This is a genomic window from Mesorhizobium sp. HAY1-8B (genome assembly GCF_056868045.1).
The window spans coordinates 5585697-5606094 of the sequence record NZ_CP200321.1 but is presented as its reverse complement, the minus strand read 5'-3'; the positions used below and the strand labels follow the sequence as shown (position 1 = coordinate 5606094).

The 20398-nt window shown below is 65.6% G+C and carries 14 protein-coding genes; 5 read left to right on the top strand and 9 right to left on the bottom strand.

The features are described 5' to 3' along the window. Window positions 1–16 precede the first annotated feature (16 nt). Window positions 17–2590 carry a caspase family protein gene (locus AC1VON_RS26900; protein ID WP_483125449.1) on the bottom strand — a complete coding sequence of 858 codons (2574 nt, stop codon included), beginning with the start codon at window positions 2588–2590 and terminating at the stop codon, window positions 17–19. A 397-nt stretch (window positions 2591–2987) separates the two neighbouring features. Between AC1VON_RS26900 and AC1VON_RS26895 the strand changes: the two genes are divergently transcribed. Together AC1VON_RS26895 and AC1VON_RS26890 are read left to right on the top strand one after the other, a co-directional pair. Next, window positions 2988–4490, top strand: coding sequence for a helicase HerA domain-containing protein (locus tag AC1VON_RS26895; protein WP_172349558.1), 1503 nt, complete (start codon window positions 2988–2990; stop codon window positions 4488–4490). Window positions 4491–4497: 7 nt separating this feature from the next. Then, entirely contained in the window at window positions 4498–5316 is an 819-nt protein-coding gene (locus AC1VON_RS26890; RefSeq protein WP_483125448.1) for a hypothetical protein, read from the top strand. A gap of 38 nt (window positions 5317–5354) precedes the next feature. On the opposite strand, the gene AC1VON_RS26885 is transcribed toward AC1VON_RS26890, so the two are convergent. Then, the gene (locus AC1VON_RS26885) at window positions 5355–5996 is read right to left on the bottom strand and encodes a class I SAM-dependent methyltransferase (RefSeq protein WP_483125447.1); all 642 of its coding nucleotides are present in this window, start codon (window positions 5994–5996) and stop codon (window positions 5355–5357) included. 190 nt (window positions 5997–6186) lie between these two features. Between AC1VON_RS26885 and AC1VON_RS26880 the strand changes: the two genes are divergently transcribed. Then, the gene (locus AC1VON_RS26880; protein ID WP_483125446.1) at window positions 6187–7731 is read left to right on the top strand and encodes a bifunctional AfsR/SARP family transcriptional regulator/alpha/beta hydrolase; all 1545 of its coding nucleotides are present in this window, start codon (window positions 6187–6189) and stop codon (window positions 7729–7731) included. 78 nt (window positions 7732–7809) lie between these two features. Here AC1VON_RS26880 and AC1VON_RS26875 read toward each other — a convergent pair whose 3' ends face one another. Beyond that, window positions 7810–8832 (bottom strand): aminopeptidase, encoded by a 1023-nt coding sequence (locus AC1VON_RS26875; RefSeq protein WP_483126385.1) that lies wholly within the window; start codon window positions 8830–8832, stop codon window positions 7810–7812. 276 nt (window positions 8833–9108) lie between these two features. Here AC1VON_RS26875 and AC1VON_RS26870 point away from each other — a divergent pair, with 276 nt between their 5' ends. Further along, the gene (locus AC1VON_RS26870) at window positions 9109–9996 is read left to right on the top strand and encodes a transglutaminase family protein (protein WP_483125445.1); all 888 of its coding nucleotides are present in this window, start codon (window positions 9109–9111) and stop codon (window positions 9994–9996) included. A 192-nt stretch (window positions 9997–10188) separates the two neighbouring features. Continuing rightward, window positions 10189–12012 carry an SLC13 family permease gene (locus AC1VON_RS26865; protein ID WP_483125444.1) on the top strand — a complete coding sequence of 608 codons (1824 nt, stop codon included), beginning with the start codon at window positions 10189–10191 and terminating at the stop codon, window positions 12010–12012. 851 nt (window positions 12013–12863) lie between these two features. On the opposite strand, the gene AC1VON_RS26860 is transcribed toward AC1VON_RS26865, so the two are convergent. The 6 genes from AC1VON_RS26860 to AC1VON_RS26835 all read right to left on the bottom strand — a co-directional run bounded on the left by AC1VON_RS26860 (window position 12864) and on the right by AC1VON_RS26835 (window position 20317). Next, window positions 12864–14402, bottom strand: coding sequence for a permease (locus AC1VON_RS26860; RefSeq protein WP_483125443.1), 1539 nt, complete (start codon window positions 14400–14402; stop codon window positions 12864–12866). Beyond that, on the bottom strand, window positions 14399–15151 hold the full coding sequence (locus AC1VON_RS26855; RefSeq protein WP_172349563.1) for an ABC transporter ATP-binding protein: 753 nt from the start codon (window positions 15149–15151) through the stop codon (window positions 14399–14401). The genes AC1VON_RS26860 and AC1VON_RS26855 overlap by 4 nt, the downstream gene beginning before the upstream one ends. A 129-nt stretch (window positions 15152–15280) precedes the next feature. After that, the gene (locus tag AC1VON_RS26850; protein ID WP_483125442.1) at window positions 15281–16342 is read right to left on the bottom strand and encodes an aromatic ring-hydroxylating oxygenase subunit alpha; all 1062 of its coding nucleotides are present in this window, start codon (window positions 16340–16342) and stop codon (window positions 15281–15283) included. Window positions 16343–16746: 404 nt separating this feature from the next. Continuing rightward, window positions 16747–17799, bottom strand: coding sequence for an ABC transporter permease (locus AC1VON_RS26845; protein ID WP_483125441.1), 1053 nt, complete (start codon window positions 17797–17799; stop codon window positions 16747–16749). Further along, window positions 17796–18770: an ABC transporter permease gene (locus AC1VON_RS26840; protein WP_483125440.1), complete on the bottom strand. Its 975-nt coding sequence runs from the start codon at window positions 18768–18770 to the stop codon at window positions 17796–17798. The genes AC1VON_RS26845 and AC1VON_RS26840 overlap by 4 nt, the downstream gene beginning before the upstream one ends. Further along, window positions 18767–20317: a sugar ABC transporter ATP-binding protein gene (locus tag AC1VON_RS26835; protein ID WP_172349567.1), complete on the bottom strand. Its 1551-nt coding sequence runs from the start codon at window positions 20315–20317 to the stop codon at window positions 18767–18769. Before AC1VON_RS26835 ends, AC1VON_RS26840 begins: the two co-directional genes overlap by 4 nt. Between the last annotated feature and the right edge of the window lie 81 nt (window positions 20318–20398).

The following is a 20398-nucleotide window of genomic DNA, read 5'->3' as shown; positions in this document are numbered from 1 at the left end:
GCACGACCGGATATGCTCATTTCGCCTGGGCGAGCTGCTGTTCCACCAGGCCGAGTTCATTCTCGTAGAAGCCCTCGAAACCGGGGGCATAATGCTGCTCGCGGAAGATGTCGCGCGCGCTGATGAAGGCGTCACGGGCGGCGAGCAGGCTGGCCCTGTCATGCGTCCTTGTGCCGATGGCGAGCAGGATTTCGCCGCGCACCGAATGGGTCTTGCCCCAGATGATCGGCGACTTGCCGCGTGTCAGCTCGGTCAACGCGAGGTCCATCTGTTCCAGCCCCTTGCGGTAGCTTGGCACGCTGGCCTCGGCGTCGCCGATCAAGCGGTAGGCCCTCCCCATATTGTGGGTGATGGTTGCCCAGGTGAAGGGGTCAACCTCCCGGGTGATCACCTCATGCGCCTTGTCGAAGGCGGCAAGGGCCTGCGTAAAGCAGTCCGGGCATTTGCCGCGCTGGCCGAGCGACAGAAGCACCGAGCCGAGATTGTTTTGCGTGTTGGCCCAGTCCATGGGCTGGGTTTCGCGAGCACGGAAGGCGAGCACGTCCTCGAAGGCGGCCCGCGATGCTTCCAGTTTCTCGGTGCCGCCGCCGACGTCGCCGAGCCTCTGCAAGGCGACGGCGAGGTTGCCCAGTGCCATGGCCCATTGCATCGGCATTTTGTCGCGGGTCCAGACGGTGAGCGCGGCATGATAGGCCTCGATCGCCGAAGTGTAGTTCTTTTGGGGGTCGGCGGCGTCGCCTAGGGCGGTGAACGCGTTGCCGATGTTGTTTTGCAGCCCCGCCCATTTTTCGGGATAGGTCTTTCTCGTGTAGACCTTGGTTGCCTGGCGGTAGGCCTCCATGGCCTTGGCATAATAGGCCATGCCGCCGGCGCGCTGGCCCATCAGGTGGTAGGCGTTGCCGAGGTTGATCAGCACGGTGGCCCACAATTGCGGCTTGCGCTTGCGGGTGAAGAAATCAAGGGCGTCCTCGTAGACCTTGATCGCCTGCTCGAGACGGGCCGTGCCGTTCTCGCGCTCGGCCAGCGCGGTGAGGGTGATGCCCTCATTGATGGCGACGCCGGCCGGACCGCCGGTGAAGACTGTGACGCCCGGCAGGAGCTTCGCCGCTTCGTAGACATCGACGGCCTGCGACAGCGCGGCGTTCTCGCCCTTGATCATGCCCTGGTCGGTCAGCGCGTCGGCTTCGAAGATCTTGTAGATGAAGGCGGTCTTCGGGTCCCAGCGCTCGGCTTGCCGGAAGGCGTCCTCGTAGCGCGCCGCGGCGGTGCGGTAGTCGAAGTTGAGGATCGCGGTGCGGGCATGGTCGGCGAAGGTGTCGGCCAGTTCCAGCCGGCGCTGCCTGATATCGGCCTCGGCCTCGTCAAGCGCCTTGCCGATCTCCTCGGCGCGGGCGCTGGCCTTGGCCCGGAAGGTCAAGGCGAGGCGGATCGCGCCTTCCGACTGCGCGCGGTCAGCAAGGCCGGAAAGCCGAATCAATTCCGGGTCCTGCCTGGTTTCGGTGTCGTGCCGGTCGAGGATCTCACGCAACTTCTGTGCGCCCGCCGCAAGCTGCGCCCGCAAATCGGCGGGACCGGCCGACGTATCGACCTGCAAGGCGCCGAGCATGCCGTACAGCTGGTCGAGAGGCACCTCGTTCTGCGCCGCCACCGTCTCGACCATGGAGCGCTGTTCAGCCGGTGTCGCGGCGATGGTCAGCAGGAGCTTGCGCCGGGCCGAGCGGATCGAGGCCTCGTCGCTGACGGTTTCTTCCGGTGCCTGGCCGAAATAGAGCAGGCGGCGCAGGCTGGCGTTGGTCCATGGCAGTTGCCGGCCGCCGGTCTTCACATAGACCTCCTCGGCGACCATGGTCATGACGTCGCCGAAGGCGAAGCCGCCGGCGGCCAGATGTTTCAAGAGCGCCGCGGCATAGGGGCTGTTGCCGCCGGGCTCGCCGTCCAGCGCCGCGTGGCCGGGCTCGGCGGCAAAGCCGATGACCTCGCCGAGGCTCTGCGGCGCGCCGGATGCATCCGCCAGCGGCGCCGCGCCGCGCGCCAGGTCTAGTCCGGCGGCCGCGACCGTCGCCGGGCCGGACGGGGCGGTCAGCCTGGCACCCGGTGGAAATGGATTCGAGCGGCAGGCGTCGAGCAGCACGATTGCCACCGGCACGCTGGCCTTCAGCTCAGCCAGCAGAGCGGAGACAGGCACCAGCCGGTTCGCCGGATCGGACAGCGAAGTGGCGTCCGCTTCGACCGGCACCAGGTAATTCTCGCCGCCGGCCTCGATGCCGTGGCCGGAATAGTAGAGCAGCGCGACGTCAGCGCCGGCGGCGTCCTCGACGAAATGCTTGAGGCCGCGCGCCAGGCGAGGCGCGTCGCCGTCGGGAATGGAGCTGACCTCGAAGCCGAGGCTGGTCAGAAGCTGGGCGACGGCGCGCGCGTCATTGGCCGGGTTGGGAAGCGCGGGCAGGGTGCGGTATTGGGATTCGCCGATGACCAGTGCCACGCCGCGCAGCGGCTTGGCGTCGTCGGCCCGTGCCGGCCAGGCCAGCACAACGGCCTGCAATGCCAGCAGCAATGCAGCGCAAAGAGCAAAGCGACACCAACCCGCCATGCACAACCCCGATCAGCCCAGCCCATGCTAACCGGCATAAAGTGGCGGCTCAATGGCGAATGGTGGTCCGCCGACTGGCGAAAAGACTGGCGACCGGCGTATACACGAAGGGACTTGAAGACGCCGGCCGCCATTTGGGGCGTTGGGTGCATCCCGTTGGGGCGCGATGCAGGGTCAGGCTAGGCGGATGACCGGCATCTTCAATCGGAACGCCTGCCCATGGTGAATGAGGGGTTACTATCCACAGGGGCCGGCCAGGCGATGGCGCACTCTTCGCCCGGCCTTCGCTGTCTCTCGCAACTGTGTGCAACGCCGGGCAGTCGGCCATCAGTGCTCGACGGGCAGCGCCTGGGTTGGTAAGCCCCATGCCGCGCAGGAGACCTTTTTGAGTCGAGACATGACCGTTGCGATCGAGATGGGACACACCACGGCGGGCGCCCCAGCCAACCTCGATCTCGAGGAACTGCTGGCGACCCGCCTTCTGGTGCAGGGCAATTCCGGCTCCGGCAAGTCGCATCTCTTGCGCCGTCTCCTGGAGCAGAGCGCGCCCTGGGTGCAGCAGACCATCATCGATCCCGAAGGCGACTTCGTCTCGCTCGGCGAGCGCTACGGCCATCTGGTGATCGATGCCGAGGAGCATACCGAGCGCGGCCTGCAGGCGGCCGGCGAGCGGGCACGCATCCACCGCGTCTCCACCGTTCTCAACCTCGAAGGGCTCGACGCGGAGAACCAGATGCGGCGCGCCGCCGCCTTTCTCGGCGGGTTGTTCGAGGTCGCCCGTGACCATTGGTATCCGATGCTGGTGGTGGTGGACGAGGCGCAGCTGTTCGCGCCGGCGGTGGCCGGCGAGGTCTCCGACGAGGCGCGCAAGCTTTCGCTCGGCGCCATGACCAATCTGATGTGCCGCGGCCGCAAGCGCGGGCTGGCCGGCATCATCGCCACGCAGCGTCTGGCCAAGCTCGCCAAGAATGTCGCCGCCGAGGCGTCGAATTTCCTCATGGGCCGGACTTTCCTCGACATCGACATGGCGCGCGCCGCCGATCTGCTCGGCATGGAGCGGCGCCAGGCGGAAGCCTTTCGCGATCTGGAGCGCGGGCAGTTCATGGCGCTGGGGCCGGCGCTGTCGCGCCGTCCGCTCGGCCTGCGTATCGGGCCGACCGACACCAGCCCGCGCAACGGCACGCCGCGGCTGATGGCGATGCCGGAGGCAGCGCTTGAGGACGCCCGCGCGATCATCCTGGCGGCGCCGCCGCCCGAGACGGTGCGCGCGCCGCGCCGGGTGGCGTCGCCGGATCTGCTCGACCAGCTGATGGCGGCGAAGTCGGCGGCGCTCGAAATCCGCCCCGAACCGCCGGAGCCGCAGATCAGCGCCGAGGATCTGGCCGATCGGCGCGAACGGGTCGACCGCGTGCTGCGCGCCATTCTCGCGCAACCCGACGCGGGTTTCCGCGTCATCGGGGTGCTCTACCAGGAATTCGTGGTACGCTGCCGCATCGAGGGCCTCGCCTCGGTGGTGCCGGATCTGCCGGAGTTCCGCCGCATGCTGACGCGCGCGCGCGCCGGCCTCGGCTCCGAGACGACGCAGGATGACGCGTGGCGGGACGTTTCCGTCCGCGCCTCGCTGCTGCCCGACGATATGCAGGGCGTGTTCATGATGATCGCGCGTGCCGCGAAGGAGGGCTGGCCGTGCCCGAGCGACGCCGCGATCGCGCGCGCCTATGGTTCGCACTCGCTGCGCCGCGCCCGGCGCCTCCTGACCTATATCGAGGAGCAAGGCCTCATCGTCTGCCAGATCGACGGCACGGGAAAGCGCACCGTGACACTGGTCGAACTCGCCTGGGCCACGGCGCCGGGCGATCCCAATGCCGAGGAGGCGGAGCAGGGGAGCCTGGCGCTGTGAGACGGCCATGACGCGTTCAGCCCCCGACGGACCCCAGAGGCAGCCTGGCGGCAATGCCGCCCGGGTGCGCATCATGGGGACGCCGAGATCCGGCACAAATCTCGCCAAGCACCTTGTCCAAACCCATCTCGGCGTGCCTGTCGTCTTCGACCAGGGCTTTTGGAAGCATGGGATATTTCCGGCGCTGATGAGCGGGCGCGACCTCGGATATGGCGGCTTGCCTATCATCGTGATGAGCAAGGACCCCATTACCCAGCTTCTGTCATGGTTCCGTTTCACCAGGAACAGCAGCATTTTCAGGCCGGCCAGACATCTCGGTCCGTTCCTGAACAGGCCTTTGGAAATCAGGCAGGATTTTACGCGGCCGGGCCAGATGGAGTACAGGTTCCGCACGCCCGCCGACTACTGGAACCAGTTCTACTTTGCCATGGAAGCCCTGCGCCGCACCGGCGCGCCGGTGCATTTCGTATGTTATGAGCAGCTCGTTTCCACGCCGGCCCTTTGCCTGAGTTCGATGTCCCGTTTTCTCGATTTGACCTCGCCTTTCGACGCCGGCGCCTCGGTGACGGTCCCCCGCTACGCGATGGGCGCAAGCAATGACATCGACCGGTCCGCCGATCCGGCCGCCAATCAGGGGCCGTTCGATCCCGCGCGCGCGGATCTGGCATCGGCGCTTGCCAGGATCGGATGGCGCAATGCGCGCCGCATCCTGCGCGACATCGACGATGATGTGCTCGAGGCGACGGGCCGGGCCGGATTTCGCAAAATCTGCCGGAAAGCGATCGGTCCCGCGGCGATACTGAGGTCGCTGGTGGGTTTTTGGTGAGGTGGGCGGACGCCGGCAAGCTTGACGTCACCGGCCCGTCAACCCGCGGAGGGTGTCGCAATGCCGGCGTGATGGCTGCCCAATTGCCACAGGGGCAGGGGGAAACGCCCGTGCTGCTGTTCGGTGAGGCTGAAGCCGGCGGCGCGGATCAGGCTTAGCGGATCGCGGTTGAGGTGGCAGCCGCCGGCGAGACGCCCCCATAGCCCGTTGAGCCGCTGTTGCCAGCGGCGGCACCACTTTCCCTCGGCCTGGCCGTGCTCGATGAAGATCAGCTGGCCCGTGGGCTTCAGGATGCGCCGGATTTCGCCGAGCGCGGCTTCAGGGTCGGGAATGGTGCAGAAAGCATAGGTGACGACGACCGTGTCGGCGAGGCCATCGGCCAGTGGCAGGCTTTCGCCGCTCGCCCGCAGGCACTCGACCCGGAATGGCAAGCCACGGCTCCTGGGTCCGGCAAGGCCGAGCATCGTGCCGTCGGGATCGACGCCGATCAGCCATTCCACTTTGGCGGGGTCGTAATAGGGAAGGTTGAGGCCGGACCCGAAGCCAACCTCGACGACAATTCCCTTTGCGCGCGGGATCACGCGCCCGCGCATCCGCGAAAAGGCACCGGCCGAACAGCCGGCGTGGACGAAGTAAGGGGCGACGCAGCGCGCGTACCAGGAAAGGCAGGTCTGGCACATGGTTCAGCCTCCATGCCCGGCGGCAGGGGCGCCGGCTAGCGGTTCTGATGTGCGATGGCTTGATGTATTGACCGGTGACATTTCTCGCTCCAAGGGAGTTGATCGGGCCGGATCGGCTCGAAACCGGGGATAGAAGGCCGGCGTCCCCTCAACGTCCTCTGAAAACCCTTGCCCGGCCGCGTGCGGATCGATGGAGCTGATACAACTCAGACTTCTGGGTTTTCCGGAGTTCCGGCTGAACGGGCGGCCGATAGAGCTTGCCTTGCGCAAGGCGGCGGCGCTGGTCATCTACCTCGCCGAGGCCGGCGGGCCGGTGGCGCGCGACGTCGCCGCCACGCTGCTGTGGCCCGAGGCCGACGCGGAAGCCGCCCGCGCCCGCCTGCGGCGCACGCTCTACAAGATCCGCGTCGCGTTCGGCGAGGAAGTCATATCCGCCAGCGCGGCATCGCTGAGCCTGCGCCCGGCGCTGTCGGTCGAGGCCGACTCCCGGGCTTTCGACCACGCCTGCGACGCCGGGCTTCTCGACGATGCCGCTGACCTCTACACCGGCGACTATCTCGCCGGTTTCTCGCTGCCGGATTGTCCCGAATTCGAGGAATGGGTTTTCTTTCGCCGCGAGGCCTTGCGCAGCCGGCTGGTGCAGGCGCTGGAGCGGCTGGTCGAAGCCAAGATCGCCGGGGGCGAACCGCGCGGCGCTGTAGTCCACGCGACGCGGCTTGCCGCCCTCGACCCCTTGAGCGAAAGCGCGCACCGCCACCTGATCCGCGCCCATCTGGCGGCCGGCGACAGGGCGGCGGCCGAGCGCCAGGGCGAAACCTGCATGCGGTTGCTGCGCGACGAACTCGGCGTGGCGCCGGACCCGGCCACGCTCGCCCTGCTGCGCGCGCCGACGCCCGACCCCGAACTGGAGATGCCCAGGACCTGCTATGTCGAGGTGGACGGCATCCATATCGCCTACCAGACCGTCGGCAACGGCCCGGCCGATATCGTGCTGGTGCCGGGCTTCATCTCGCATGTCGAGCGCATCTGGGAGGACAGGAGCTGCCGCGCCTGGCTCAGCGCGGTGTCGCGGCTTGGCCGCCTGATCCTGTTCGACCGGCGCGGCATGGGCCTGTCCGACCGCGTCGGCGCCCGCCCGACCGTCGAGGCGACGGCGCGCGACATTCTGGCGGTGATGAACGCGGCCGGCAGCCGCAAAGCCTTGCTGGTCGGCGCCTCGGAGGGCGGCCCGGGCTGCATCCGCTTCGCCGTCGACCACCCCGACCGGCTGACCGGCCTGGTTCTGTGGGGCTCGCTCGCCAAGGGCAGCCACGCGCCCGACTACCCCTTCGCGCTGACATCGGCGCAATACGATCTGTGGCAGCGGCGCCTGCTCGCGGGCTGGGGCGGCCCGGCGGAAATCGAGACTTTCGCGCCGAGTGTCGCCCGGGATCGCCAGGCGCGCGCCTGGTGGGCCGGCCTGCTCAGGGCCGCCTCCAGCCCCGGCGCGGTGGCGGGCCTGCTGCAGGCGCTGCGCGATGCCGATGTGCGGCCGCTGCTGTCAAAAGTCTCGGCCAGGACGCTGGTCCTGCACCGCACCGGCGACCACGCCGTGCGCATCGAGGCCGGGCGGTACCTGGCGGCGCGGATCGCGGGAGCCCGGTTTGTCGAGGTGGAGGGGGAGGATCACTGGTTCTGGGTGGGGGAGCAGCGGCAACTGCTGGAGACGATCGCGGCGATGGCGGGCGCACGGTGAGGGCAGGCCCGCTTCCGCGCGTGTCGGCCATATCAGGCATTGGTCGGGGCCGCGCTTGCGAGGCCGGCCGCCGCGACGTCAATTACACGTCGTCGCGGTCCTCAGTGCCTGCGCACGGGAAGGCTCGGGCAAGGCCGCGATCCGCCGAACGGACGCATAGAACCTTGGATAGTCGCCGGAGCACAAATCATGCAGGCGAAGGAACGCCGGGACCTGTTCGCCGTAGACGGACGTCGCGGCGAGCTTTGCGTTGTTGATGGGGCTGTTGAACCAGGCGTCGTATCCGCGGTATCCGGCCCAGCGCCCGTCACGCATTTGCCGGTAGCGCACCCGCAGTCTGTCGATCACGGCTGTCTTGGCGGCAGCCATCTGCCGCGGGGCGCGGGGACTTCCGTAGACCTGCCGCAACTCGTCGCGCGTTTGCGCGATGAGTCCGAGAAAATCCGCACTGCGCTTGCGGCCGACCTCGTAGCGGCGCAATCCGGCGCGATTGCCGGTGACCCGCAGCCATTTCCTCACGCCGCTGGTTTCGACGGCAACAGCGAACGCCTCGTTGAACGCGGAGTCGTTGTTCACATAGATTTTCTGATGCGCCAGCTCATGGAAGATAAGGCCCGCAATATAGGTGTCGTCCTGACGCAGCATGGTGCTGAGCAGCGGGTCGCTGAACCAGCCCAGCGTGGAATAGGCGGTGATGCCCGAGACGTAGACGTCCAGCCCCTTCCGCTGCAGGTCGCCGGCGCTTTCAGCCGCTGCTTTCTGGGAAAAGTAACCCCGGTACGGAACGCAGCCGAAGACCGGAAAGCACCATGTTATGGGTGTGAGCGAGAATTGCGGCGCGGCAAAAACCGCAAAGGTCACATTGTCCCGTCCGATGTCGACATAGCTTCGATAGCTGCTGTTGTCGGGCAGCGCCAGCTCATCCGTGGCAAAGCGACGTATGGCGCTCGCCGACGTCAACTTCGCGCGCAATGCCTCCGGCGTCGAGGGGTCGTGGATGAGCCTTCCGACATTCTTGCGCGCCGCCATGATCCGCGCATGGCCTTCCAGCGACTGCGCGTAGTAGGAAACGCTGGTGCACCCGGCCACCCCGGAGACCATGACCACAGCGGCAAGCAATCGAAAAAAGCGCTTCACAGCTTGCCCTGCTCATCTCCCCATGGAGCGATTGCCCCATTTGCCCTAGTGTCTCAAACAGGCGCACCGGTTCTCGTCAAGAGCTCGATGGGCAGGCGGCCTCGGTTGCGCCAGGGAATGAACCGGACATGGGCGCCCCCTATCCCTTGCTTCCGATCGATCGCCTTGGCCATGCCGCGAAATAGCTGTACGCAGAGATCAGAAGCCGAACAGACCATTCGGAGCCGGGACGGACGCCAAATGGCCCGAATCAAGATTGTCCATACGACCGAGTACACCTACCGCAATCCGGTCGGCCTCCTGCGCCACCGGCTGATGGTGCGGCCAGACGACAGCCACGATTTGAGACTGCATCACGCCGACCTCAAGATCGAGCCGGAGCCAGCCTCCATCCACTGGAAGCACGACACATTCGACAATTCCATCTGTTTCGTCGAATGGCCCGAAACGCTCAGGACCAAACGTCTAAGCATCGTCTCGACGCTGGACTTGACGCATCATCCCGAAGGCCCGCCACTGCCGCAATACAGCCTTGAGCCCGCGGCCGAAAAATTCCCGCTCTCCTACGACCAGAGCGAAACCGCTGACCTGGGGCGTCTGACCGAACTGCAAATGCCGGACGCGGACTGCAAGGTCGAGGCCTGGGCGCGACGCGTGGTCGCCGAGGCCGGCGGCACGGACACGTTGAAGGTATTGGAGGCGATGACTCGCGCCATCCAGCGGCAGTTCCGCTACGGCGCCCGCCATGAGGAAGGCACGCAGACAGCCGCCCAGACAATCGAGCTCGGCACCGGTACCTGCCGCGACTTCGCTGTCCTGATGATGGAGGCGCTGCGAAGCTTCGGCCTGGCCACCCGCTTCGTCACCGGGTACCTCTACGACGACACTTCCGGCACGACGCGCGGAGGCGGCAGTACGCACGCCTGGTGCGGTGTCTATCTTCCGGGCGCCGGCTGGGTCGAGTACGACCCGACCAACGGGCTGGTCGCGGGCGCCAACCTGATCCGCGTGGGGGTGACCCGCGAAGCCTCGCAGGCCCTTCCAATCTCGGGAGGCTTTGTCGGCAGCGCCGCAGATCCGACCGGCATGCATGTCGACGTATCAGTCTCCGCGGTTCCGATACGCTGAAGCATCTGTCCTTGAAGGCAGTCTTCCCTTGGTGTCGGTGCATAAGCCCTGCTGGTGGGAATCTCGACTCTCGGATAGCCTTCGCTGACCGAACGCCTTCCATTCCGCCGCCGACCGCCAACAACGAGCCAAGATGCCTTCAATTGAGGAAATCGCCCGGGCGGGTTGGTTGCCATTGAACGGGGATGCAAAATGAATGCAGAACTCGGGCTCGTCCTCGCCCTGCTGGTCTCCGCGATTGTCATGTTCGCGGTCAACAAGCCAAGGCTGGACGCCGTCGCGCTTATCATGCTGGTGGCGCTGCCTTTTACCGGCGTGCTTTCGATGGGAGAGGCGCTGGCGGGCTTCAGCGATCCGAACATCGTCCTCATCGCGGCTCTTTTTGTCATCGGCGACGGATTGGTGCGGACAGGTGTCGCCCAGCAGCTCGGCGACTGGCTCATTGCAACAGCGGGATCAAGCGAGCTCCGGCTGACCGTGCTCCTCATGCTGGTCGTCTGCTCGCTGGGGGCGACGATGAGTTCGACGGCGGTAACCGCGATTTTCATTCCCGTCGTCCTGCGTATTTCGCAAAGCACCGGCATAGGCCCGGGACGGCTGATGATGCCGCTCAGCTTCGCTGCCCTCATCAGCGGCATGATGACCCTCGTGGCCACCGCGCCCAACCTTGTCGTCAACAGCGAGCTCGAGCGGCACGGCGTGCCGGGCTTCGGCTTCTTCAGTTTCACGCCGTTCGGCCTTCCGGTTCTTGGTCTTGCGATCGTGTACATGATCTTTGCCCGACGCTGGCTGCCTGGCGAAAACGAGCCGAAAGCATCCCAACAGGCGACGTTCGGGGCCTGGGTGGACGAATACAAGCTCGCTCATCGAGAGCGGCGGGTGAAGATTTCCGACCGGTCTCCCCTGGTCGGACAGAATCTGGAGCGGTTGGACCTGCCAAGCACATCGGGCGCCAACATCCTGGCGATCGAGCGTAGTCACAAGTTCCGAAAGGAAATTCTCAGGCCGGCCATCAACACGGAGTTGCAGGCCGGCGACATTCTCCTGATCGACCTGACGGCTCCCGGCGGTCAATTCGACGAGCTCCGGGCGCGGATGGCCCTGGAAGACCTGCCATTGAGCGGCGGCTATTTCGCGGATCGGTCACAAGAGATCGGCATGGCGGAGACCATCGTGCCGCCGACGTCGGAACTCATCGGCAAGACGGTGGTGGAGGCCGAGCTGCGGACCCGGTTCGGGTTGACGGCCGTCGGCCTGAACCGCGGCGACGGCCCGCACACGGACAATCTCCTGGCCGAGAGACTTCAGACCGGCGATACGTTGCTGGTGATCGGATCCTGGAAGGAAATCGAGCGGTATCGGACCGATACGAAGGATCTGGTGGTCATCAAATTGCCCGTCGAGATCGAGGAACGGCTTCCGGTCCCCGGAAAGTCGTTGCACGCGGTGATTTGTCTGCTTTTCGTCATCGGCCTGATGGTCAGCGGCATCGTGCCGAATGTGCAGGCGGCGCTCATCGGCTGCCTGCTCATGGGCGTGCTCGGCTGCGTCGACTTCGCGAGCGCCTATCGATCGATCGACTGGAAGACGATCATCCTGATCGTCGGCATGCTGCCGTTTTCCGTCGCCTTGGAGCGAACCGGCGGCGTCGACCTGGCGGCGGAAGGCCTGAAGACGCTCACCGCCGGGGCGGGAAACAGCATTGTCCTTGCCATGCTCTTCGCCATCACGGCTGCCCTGGGCATGTTCATCTCGAACACGGCAACCGCGGTGCTGATGGCTCCGGTCGCCCTTGCCGTGGCGCACGAACTGGGTGTGTCCCCCTATCCATTCGCCATGACCGTCGCGCTGGCGGCCTCCACAGCCTTCATGACGCCGGTTTCCTCGCCCGTGAACACGCTGGTGGTCGCGCCGGGGCGCTACTCCTTCGGGGATTTCGTCCGCATCGGCGTTCCCTTCTCCTTCATCGTGCTGATCGTGAGCGTGATCCTGGTTCCGTTGCTCCTGCCTTTTTGAGGTGGAGCGGGGCAGGATTTGGAAGCGGGTTCGTGATGGATGCCTCCGGCAGCCGGCGCTGCTGGTCGGCGCCTCGGAGGGGGCCGGGCTGCATCCGCTTTGCCGTCGACCACTCCGACCGGCTGAGCGGCCTCGTTCTGTGGGGTTCCTGCTCGCCGACTGGGGCGCCCCGGCCGAAATCGAAACCTTCGCGCTAGAGCGGGTCAGCGTTTCACGGAATCGCAGAACCGCTCTAACTATTTGTTTTTACGCAATTCCGGACGGAAAACCGTTACACACTTTTCCTGGAATTGCTCTAGGCGTCGCCTCCTACCGCCAGCGCGCGCCTGGTGGGCCGGCCTGCTTAGAGCCGCCTCCAGCCCCGCGCGGTCGTCGGCCTGCTGCAAGCGCTGCGCGACGCCGATGTGCGGCCGTTGCCGTCAAAGTCTCGGCCAAGACGCTGGTGCTCCACCGCAAGGGTGACCGGGCGGTGAGGGCTGAGGCCGGGCGGTATCTGGCGGCAAGGATAGCAGGGGCGCGGTTTGTCGAGGTGGAGGAGGAGGATCCCTGGTTCTGGGTGGGGGAGCAGGGGGGCTGAGGGGATTGGGCGGATGGTGCGGGGTGGTTGAGAGGCGGGGCGAAGTTGGCCATCAGCCGACGCTTGCTTAACAGCAAGAAGCAAGCCCAGGGTCGGACTTAAATAAGTGTGTTGTGGGCCGAGGCGTCGCGCGCCCGCGCTAATTCAAGGTCCGCTTTGCGCCTCATGTAAGCCGTTGAAGTCAGCTTTTCCATTTTCCGCAAGCGGTCATTGAGTGCGATTGCTGGAGTCGGACTTTGGACGAAGATGATTGTCGGAGACAACTCGGATTTACCTATCCCGTCGCTTTTGGCGCGGCAAAATAAGCTACCACCAGCGTCAGTACGGTCAGAATCCCGGCAACAACGCTGGCCGTTGTAATGCCACCAGCGTAGAGGGCGGCTGTGCCTGCCCAGCCGACCGACGAAAACCCTTCGGCGAACGTAGCGATCCGCGAGGAGGTCTGGCGACGATGAAATTGGGCACGCCGCGCCTGCGCGCGGAACCAAAGCTGGATCATCGTCGCCGAGATCGCGGCCAGTGCCGAGCCGGCTGCCAGAACCAGCGCGTGTCGCGTCGAAACCAATGCGAAAGCCAGGACGAATGGGGCGACGACGACTATGATTGCGCGCAAAACCGCCTCGACCTTTGCGCGTATGATGCTTGTCGCGGTGACCGGCGCGGTTGCCACCAGATCGGGTGCATCCTCACCGGAAATGGCAAGCCAGGCCAGGCCGCCGGCCAACTGCCCGGATGCCATCACCAGCACGGGGATGATCAGAACCAGAGCGTCCGTGCCGTGGCCATAACTCTTCCACAGCAATATCGCGGGTGGCAGCATGTAAAGCAGTTGCATCAGGCTTTGCGATATGAGCCAAGGATCGCGAAGCAACAATGTCCATTCCTTTGAACGCAAGGCGTGTCCCGGCGACATCAGACGAAACGACGCTGCCTTGCCTTGGCGGATCAAACCGCTTTCGCCAATGTTGGCGGTGAGCGCCGTGTAGCGCACGAAACGCCATGAGAAAACTGCAATGGCGGCGGCGGCCAAAGCCACCGCACAGCCAAGCACCCAGGCCAGCTTCACGCCGTCGCCAAGCACGGCCCGCGCCGGCCACCACACCAGGCTGTCCTCGGGCGGCGAAAGCGCGATTACCCACTCGTCCCGCAAGACCGCTAATTGCGAGAGCGTGTCGGTCGTGAAGATAGCGATGACCTGCAGAGATATGACGAACAGCGCGCCGACGATTGCGGCCACAAACTGGGCGGCAAATCGCGTGCGCCGTGGGCCGACGACGTTGAATAAAAACGCCGTTAGCGTGATGGCCAAAGTAGCTGCAACGCACCCCGTCGCGAACACCACGCCATAGGCGGCCAGCCATTGAGCTCCGTGGCGCCAAGCCAAGACGTTGATGAAAGGCGATGCGATCAGCATCGCCATTGTGGCGATCGAAATCGCGATCATCGTCAGGCGCACGACAAAGACCCGCCGCAGCGCCACCGGGGATGAATGCAGCAATTCCAGATCGGCGCGGGCATACAGCACACGGGTCGCCGCCTCCATCGCCTGCGAGGTCATCAGGAAGAAATAGAGCAGAACACCGCTGGTCAGCAGTAGATAGTTGGCGCGCGAAACGGGAAAATCGGCGGCGGTGAAACGCCCAATCACAAATAGAGCAAAGGCATGCGCGAGCAGCACGCCGACTATCAAGAGTATGCCTAACCCGCGCGAACGCCCCTTCTTGCCTGCAGTGAAGAGATAAAACCAGTCGCGCCACGAGAGGCGCAATTCATGTGCCGCCAGCCAACCGATCGTTGCGGGATGGGCGCTCATGCCGCTTCGGCCACCAGAGCCAGGAAGGTATCTTCTAGGGTTCCCACCCCATGGCCGGCCTGCCGCCGCAGTTGCTCGAAAGTGCCCTCGGCGATCAGCCTACCCTTGGCAATGACTCCGATGCGCTCAGCCATGCGTTCGGCCACCTCCAGAATGTGCGTCGTCATTATGACCGTTGCGCCGGCATCGACGCGTTCGCGCAACACCCGCTTGACCTGACGCGCCGAGCCGGCATCAAGGCCGGTCAGCGGCTCGTCGAGGATGATGATTTCCGGGTCATGGACCAATGCTCCAGCCAACGCCACCTTCTGTCGCATGCCCTTCGAAAAGCCGCTGCAATGCGTGTGTGCATACGGCGTCAAGTCCAGCAGATCGAACAGCTGCCTTGCCCGTTCCTGTGCCGTGCTTGCCTTGACGCTCCACAGACCGGCGACGAATTCGAGATATTCGAATGGCGTGAGCTTATCGTAGATCATCGGTTCGTCCGATATCCAGGCAATGATGCGTTTGGCTTCGATGGGGCTTCGGAGCGCGTCGCGACCTGCAATGGTGATCGTTCCCGCATCCGGTTGCAGCAGCCCAGCTACCATGCGCAGCGTCGTTGTCTTTCCGGCGCCATTTGGGCCAAGAAGGCCGTAAAACTCTCCCGCCCTGACGGTCAGGTCGAGGCCAGCCACCGCAGGCTTGTCGAAGCTTTTGTAGAGCCCACGAATTTCAAGCGCGTTCGCAGTCGTCGTCTCAGCGGCCATGGCAATCTCCAATGGATGGAGTTGGTAGCCCGGCAACGGTTTCCTAGGGGTGAAGGCCGCACCTGCACGTGAGCCACCGTGTCCCATTGGTTAACGAACGGTAATCCGACCCCGCGCACGCCAGGGCGGTCACAGCCCCAGTGCCGCAGCGACCCGTTCCTGGAAATACTGCACTCCCCGCTCATGCCGCCCCGAGAGCGGGCCGGAGCTATAGGCTCCCGCGGCATAGTTGCGATGCGTATCGGCGCAGATGGTATAGTCCTCGCGTACCACGGCCAGGGTGCCTTGCACGGATTTCGCCCTGCTCTCGGATGCTTCCGCGGAGGTGTCGGCAAAGAAGAAATGGTAGTGCTGGTCTGTGTGATGCGGTGAGGTCGGGTTGATCCGGCTAACGTTCATGCCGCCATCGAAAAGCGACAGCGTCCAGTTCGGCCACATCCAAAGCCATTTGCCGCGATAGAACAGACCGTCTTTCGGCGGTGCGGTCATCCGGACATAACCGGGATGGGCGGTGGTCTGGAAGGCTTCGAAGTCGATGGCAGCGTAAAACGAGGGATGCGTGCCAGGGATGTGGTAGCCTTCGACGAAATTGTCGGTGTAGATCTTCCAGTTCGCCGCAAAGCTGACAGTGGCCTGATCGGTGGCGGCATAGGTCTCCAACGGCTCGTCCTCCAGTTCGGCGGGCAGAGAGCCAAGTTGATCCAGAAGGCTTTCCTTCGGGTCGAGTGCCGCGAAGAGCAGCCCGCGCCATTCGGACAACTGCACCGTCTCCAGTGGCCAGTCTTCGGCGATGATCGCGGGATCCTTGCCATACCATGGGGCCTGCACCAGCCGTCCGGTGTCGGCAAAGGACCATTTGTGATAGGGACAAACGATCAGCCCACATTTGCCCGCGCCATCGGCCAGAAGTTTCGCCCCCCGGTGGCGGCAGACGTTCTTAAATCCGCGCAAGGTCCCGTCCCGGCCCCGGATGGCGAAGACCGGCGTGCCAGCGATGTCGATGGCAAGGTATTGACCTGATGTCGCGACCGAGGCGGCAGGCCCCATGAACTGCCAGGTGCGCGCGAAGATGTCGCCCCGTTCCTGCTGCCAGATATCATCGCGGACATAAAGCGAAGGGTCCAGGTTCAGGTATTGCACGGGCGGAGCGTCGAGTGGCAGGTGGTCGGGCCGCAAGGTGTCTGGCGTCATAGGTTAACCTCAAGTTGCGGCAATCCTGTCGTAAGCGGGGCGACATCGCAAGGGAATTGGCTCTGCCGCGCACAGCCTGTAAGCCGGCGTGCAATTTTGCTCTAACGCAGATTTGCTGGAGTTGCGGTTCATTTCCAATTCGCCGACCTAGTTGTCGACCGCGATCAACACGTCGTCTGCCTTAACCGCAGCACAGGTTCCAGGCCGACCTCGAGCCCAGTTCGTCGTCCGCCTGATGAACTGCCGGTATCAGAATGGTGCGGTTCGCTCGCGAACGACGAGGATGGGGTCGTCAGCTGACGAGGCAAACTTTGCCCGATGACTGTGAACTCGAACGGCAGCTTACCGACGAGCGCTTCCTAGAAGCAGACCGTCAGGATACGGCCCAAAGTGAGCCGTTTCCCCTACCTTTCCTCCACAATCCGCAAATAGGCCGCCGTCACGAACAGCACGATCAGCCCGAACAGAATTCGCCTTGCCCCCTCCGGCATCTGCAAAATCGTCAGCAGCGTCGTCAGCACGGTCAGGATCAGGGCGCCGATGATGGTGCCTGTGTAGCCGCCGCGGCCGCCGAAGATGGAGGTGCCGCCGATGACGGCGGCGGCGACCGAGGGCAGGACCAGGGGTTCGGCGAGCGACAGGGACGGGGCCTTGATCAGGCCGATATAGAGCAGGCCGGTGATGCCGGCGAGCACGCTTGACGTGATGTAGAGCGCGGTGATGACCTGCCAGTATTGCACGCCCGACAGGCGGGTCGCGCGCTCATTGTCGCCGACGGCGTAGAGCAGGCGGCCGAAGCCGGTGCGCGCCAGCGTGAAGACGATCAGGGCCGCCAGCGGCACGTAGAGCAGCAGCGCGTTGGGGAAGCTGAAACCGATGCCGGCGTCGGTCAACCACTGGCGCGCCGCCTCCGAAGGCACCCATGCGTCCGGCAGGCGGGTGACGCCTGTGCCGAGCCAGGCCAGGAAGTCGGGGATCTTGGCGCCCGACGCGATCACCGTGCGCTGGTAGACCTGCAGGCAGCCGGTGCCGATCAGGCTGGTGCCCAGCGTCATGATCAGCGGGTGGACGCGGAAGACGCCGACGCCGATGCCGTTGACGAGGCCGATCAGCACCGCCGGCATCATCGCCAGCAGGAAGGCGATGGCCGGGTCCTGGTTGACGATTTGCGTCGCCATGATGAAGGCGCTCATCGTCGCCACCGTGCCGACCGAGAGATCAATGCCGCCGGTCAGCATGGTCATGGTCTGGCAGCCAGCCAGGATCGCCAGCGGAATGGCGAACTTGATGGTGTTGGCGATCCAGCGCTCGTTGACGATGCCGGGGCGCAGGAGCTGCAGGATCACCACCAGGATGACGAGCAGGATGATCAGCGGCACCAGCGGCCGGTCGGCCATGAAGCGCTTCAGGCGGCGGCCGAAGGGGACGGTTTGGGGAACAGTCGCGGCGTTGCTCATTGTTGCCGGCTCCGCATGGTGATGAACGCTCCGAACATCACCACGGCGACCATGATGGCGCCTTCGATGATGGCGGTGACGTTGGGGTCGATGGCGAGCAAGGTGAGATCCGTGCGCACCAGGCGCAGCACGAAGACGGCGATGATCGGGCCGAGCAGGCCGCCCTTGCCGCCGCCGAGCGCCACGCCGCCCAGCACCACGGCGGCGACGCTGGCCAGGAGATAGGGGCCGGGGATGGGCGCGCCGATGCCGGTGCTCATGGTCAGCGCCAACCCGCCAAAGGCGGCGAACAGGCCCGACAGCGCATAGGCGATGATGCGGGTGCGCTTGACCGGCACGCCTGAGCGGAACGCGGCCAGCTCGCTGGAGCCGATGGCGTAGATGGAGAGGCCGAGGCGCGAGCGCCGAAGCGGTATCCAGATGATGGCGAGACAGACGATGAGCACCAGCAGCGCCTTGGGCAGCCAGGCGTCGATGGCGTCGGGCAGGCCCGGTATCGGCACGGTGCCGGAGATCAGCGCCTTCAGCCATTCGGCCGCGGCACCGCCCGGCGCGTCGAGCACCAGAAGGGCCGCGCCCTGCAGCACGAACAGCATGGCGAGCGTGACGACGATGTCGGGCACGCGGGTGACGACGATCAGGACGCCGTTGAGCGCGCCGAGGACAAAACCCATGGCCAGCACGAAAGGCACGACGAACAGCGCGTATTCTTCCGATGCACCCGCCATCATCGAGGCGGCGGTGACGCTGGTCAGCGCCATCATGGCGGCGACGGAGAGGTCGATGCCGCCAGCGATGACCACCACCGTCTGCGCGGCGACGGCGAAAGCGTAGGGCAGCACGGCCCGCGCCAGCGAGCCGAAATCGCCGCTGCCATAGGCGGGCTGGATGATCCTGGTGGCGATGAACAGGACGACGAGGAGGGCGAACAGGCCGATGACCCAGCCCTGGCGGCGCAGGAAATGGTTCATGGCTTTGCCTCCGGCGCATCGGAGGCGTTGGCAGTGGGGGCCGCCAGGATGCCGACATCGGCCTTGGCGCCGCGCGGCAGGCCGTAGGCGGCGCGCATCAGCGCCGGCTCGTCGGCCTCCTCGACCGGGAAGATGTCGACAAGGCGGCCGCCGAAGATGACGATGACGCGGTCGCAGACGCGCTGCACCTCTTCGAGTTCGGAGGTGTAGAACAGCACCGACTTGCCGTGGCCGGCAAGCTCGCGCAGCAGCTTGTAGATCTCCTGCTTGGTGCCGACATCGATGCCGCGCGTCGGGTCGAAGCACAGGATGGTGCGGGCGTCGGCCGCGATCCAGCGGGCAATGGTCACCTTCTGCTGGTTGCCGCCGGACAGGCGCTGCACCTCGCCTTGAGCGCGGGTGTCGATCTGCAGCCGCTCGATGGCGCTGAGCACCTTCGCGCGCTCGCGGCGCATGGGAATGGGGCCCCAGTTGCGCAGCGCGGCGCTGAAGGGCAGCGCGATGTTTTCACGCACCGAACGCTGCATGGCGAGCGCCTCGGAACGGTCGCCCGGCACATAGGCGATGCCCGATCGGATGGCGTCGATCGGATGCGAAAATTTCACCGGGTGGCCATCGACCTCGATCGTGCCGCCGGAAGGCCGGATCGAGCCGGCAAGGGCGGAAAACAATTCGTCCTGGCCCTGGCCTTCCAACGCTACCACGCCGGCGACCTCGCCATCCCCGAGATCGAAGGAGACGTCGTTGAGCTTGGTGCCGACGCGCAGGTTTTTCACGGCGATGCGCGGCCGGGCAGGGGCGGGCGCGGCCTTCTCGGCGGCACTGCGGGCGGCGACATGCGTCTTGACGATGCGGGTGCCGAGCATCAGCTCGACGATCTTTTCCTCGACGCCGGGCACGATGTCGACGACGCCGACGGTCTCGCCGTCGCGCAGCACCGTGGCGCGGTCGCAGAGCGCCGATATCTCGACGAAGCGGTGCGAGATGAAGATCACGGCGCGGCCGGCGTCACCCTGGCGGCGCACCACTTCGAGTACCTTTTCGGCGAGGTTGGCCGGGAGTGCGGCCGTCATCTCGTCGAGCAGCAGCACATCGGGCTCAACGGCCAGCGCGCGGGCAAGGTCGAGCACGCGCAGCACGGCCAGCGGAATGTCGCGCGCGGTGTCGCGCAGGTCGAGGTCGGCTATGCCGAGTTCGCGCACCCAGGCGCGGAACGGCTCGACCGGCGTGCCGGTGAGCCGCAGATTGGACAGAACGTCGAGATCGGGGATCAGCGACGGCTCCTGGTAGACCGGCAGCAGCCCGGCGCGGCGGGCGGCGGCGGGCGAGCGTATGTCGCGCGCCTCGCCCCGGATCAGGATGCGCCCGGCATTGGCCGATATGGCGCCGGTCAGGATCTTCACCAGCGTCGACTTGCCCGCACCATTGGCGCCCATCAGCGCATGCACCTCGCCCGGCAGCACGGAGAGCGACGCGTTGCGCAGTGCCGCGACCGCGCCGTAATTCTTGGCGACGCCTGACGCGTCGAGGAGGGGGCTGGTGGTCAAATCGCTGTCCGCATCAGAAATTCTCTTGCTGGCATTCTACGGCGCCCCCTCTGTCCGGCAGGAAAGAGAGGGGCGTCGCAG

Coding starts and splice junctions, on each gene's coding strand:
- AC1VON_RS26900 (WP_483125449.1), bottom strand. CDS start 2,590: ATGGCGGGTTGGTGTCGCTTTGCTCTTTGCGCTGCATTGCTGCTGGCA.
- AC1VON_RS26895 (WP_172349558.1), top strand. CDS start 2,988: ATGACCGTTGCGATCGAGATGGGACACACCACGGCGGGCGCCCCAGCC.
- AC1VON_RS26890 (WP_483125448.1), top strand. CDS start 4,498: ATGACGCGTTCAGCCCCCGACGGACCCCAGAGGCAGCCTGGCGGCAAT.
- AC1VON_RS26885 (WP_483125447.1), bottom strand. CDS start 5,996: ATGTGCCAGACCTGCCTTTCCTGGTACGCGCGCTGCGTCGCCCCTTAC.
- AC1VON_RS26880 (WP_483125446.1), top strand. CDS start 6,187: ATGGAGCTGATACAACTCAGACTTCTGGGTTTTCCGGAGTTCCGGCTG.
- AC1VON_RS26875 (WP_483126385.1), bottom strand. CDS start 8,832: ATGGTCTCCGGGGTGGCCGGGTGCACCAGCGTTTCCTACTACGCGCAG.
- AC1VON_RS26870 (WP_483125445.1), top strand. CDS start 9,109: ATGGCCCGAATCAAGATTGTCCATACGACCGAGTACACCTACCGCAAT.
- AC1VON_RS26865 (WP_483125444.1), top strand. CDS start 10,189: ATGAATGCAGAACTCGGGCTCGTCCTCGCCCTGCTGGTCTCCGCGATT.
- AC1VON_RS26860 (WP_483125443.1), bottom strand. CDS start 14,402: ATGAGCGCCCATCCCGCAACGATCGGTTGGCTGGCGGCACATGAATTG.
- AC1VON_RS26855 (WP_172349563.1), bottom strand. CDS start 15,151: ATGGCCGCTGAGACGACGACTGCGAACGCGCTTGAAATTCGTGGGCTC.
- AC1VON_RS26850 (WP_483125442.1), bottom strand. CDS start 16,342: ATGACGCCAGACACCTTGCGGCCCGACCACCTGCCACTCGACGCTCCG.
- AC1VON_RS26845 (WP_483125441.1), bottom strand. CDS start 17,799: ATGAGCAACGCCGCGACTGTTCCCCAAACCGTCCCCTTCGGCCGCCGC.
- AC1VON_RS26840 (WP_483125440.1), bottom strand. CDS start 18,770: ATGAACCATTTCCTGCGCCGCCAGGGCTGGGTCATCGGCCTGTTCGCC.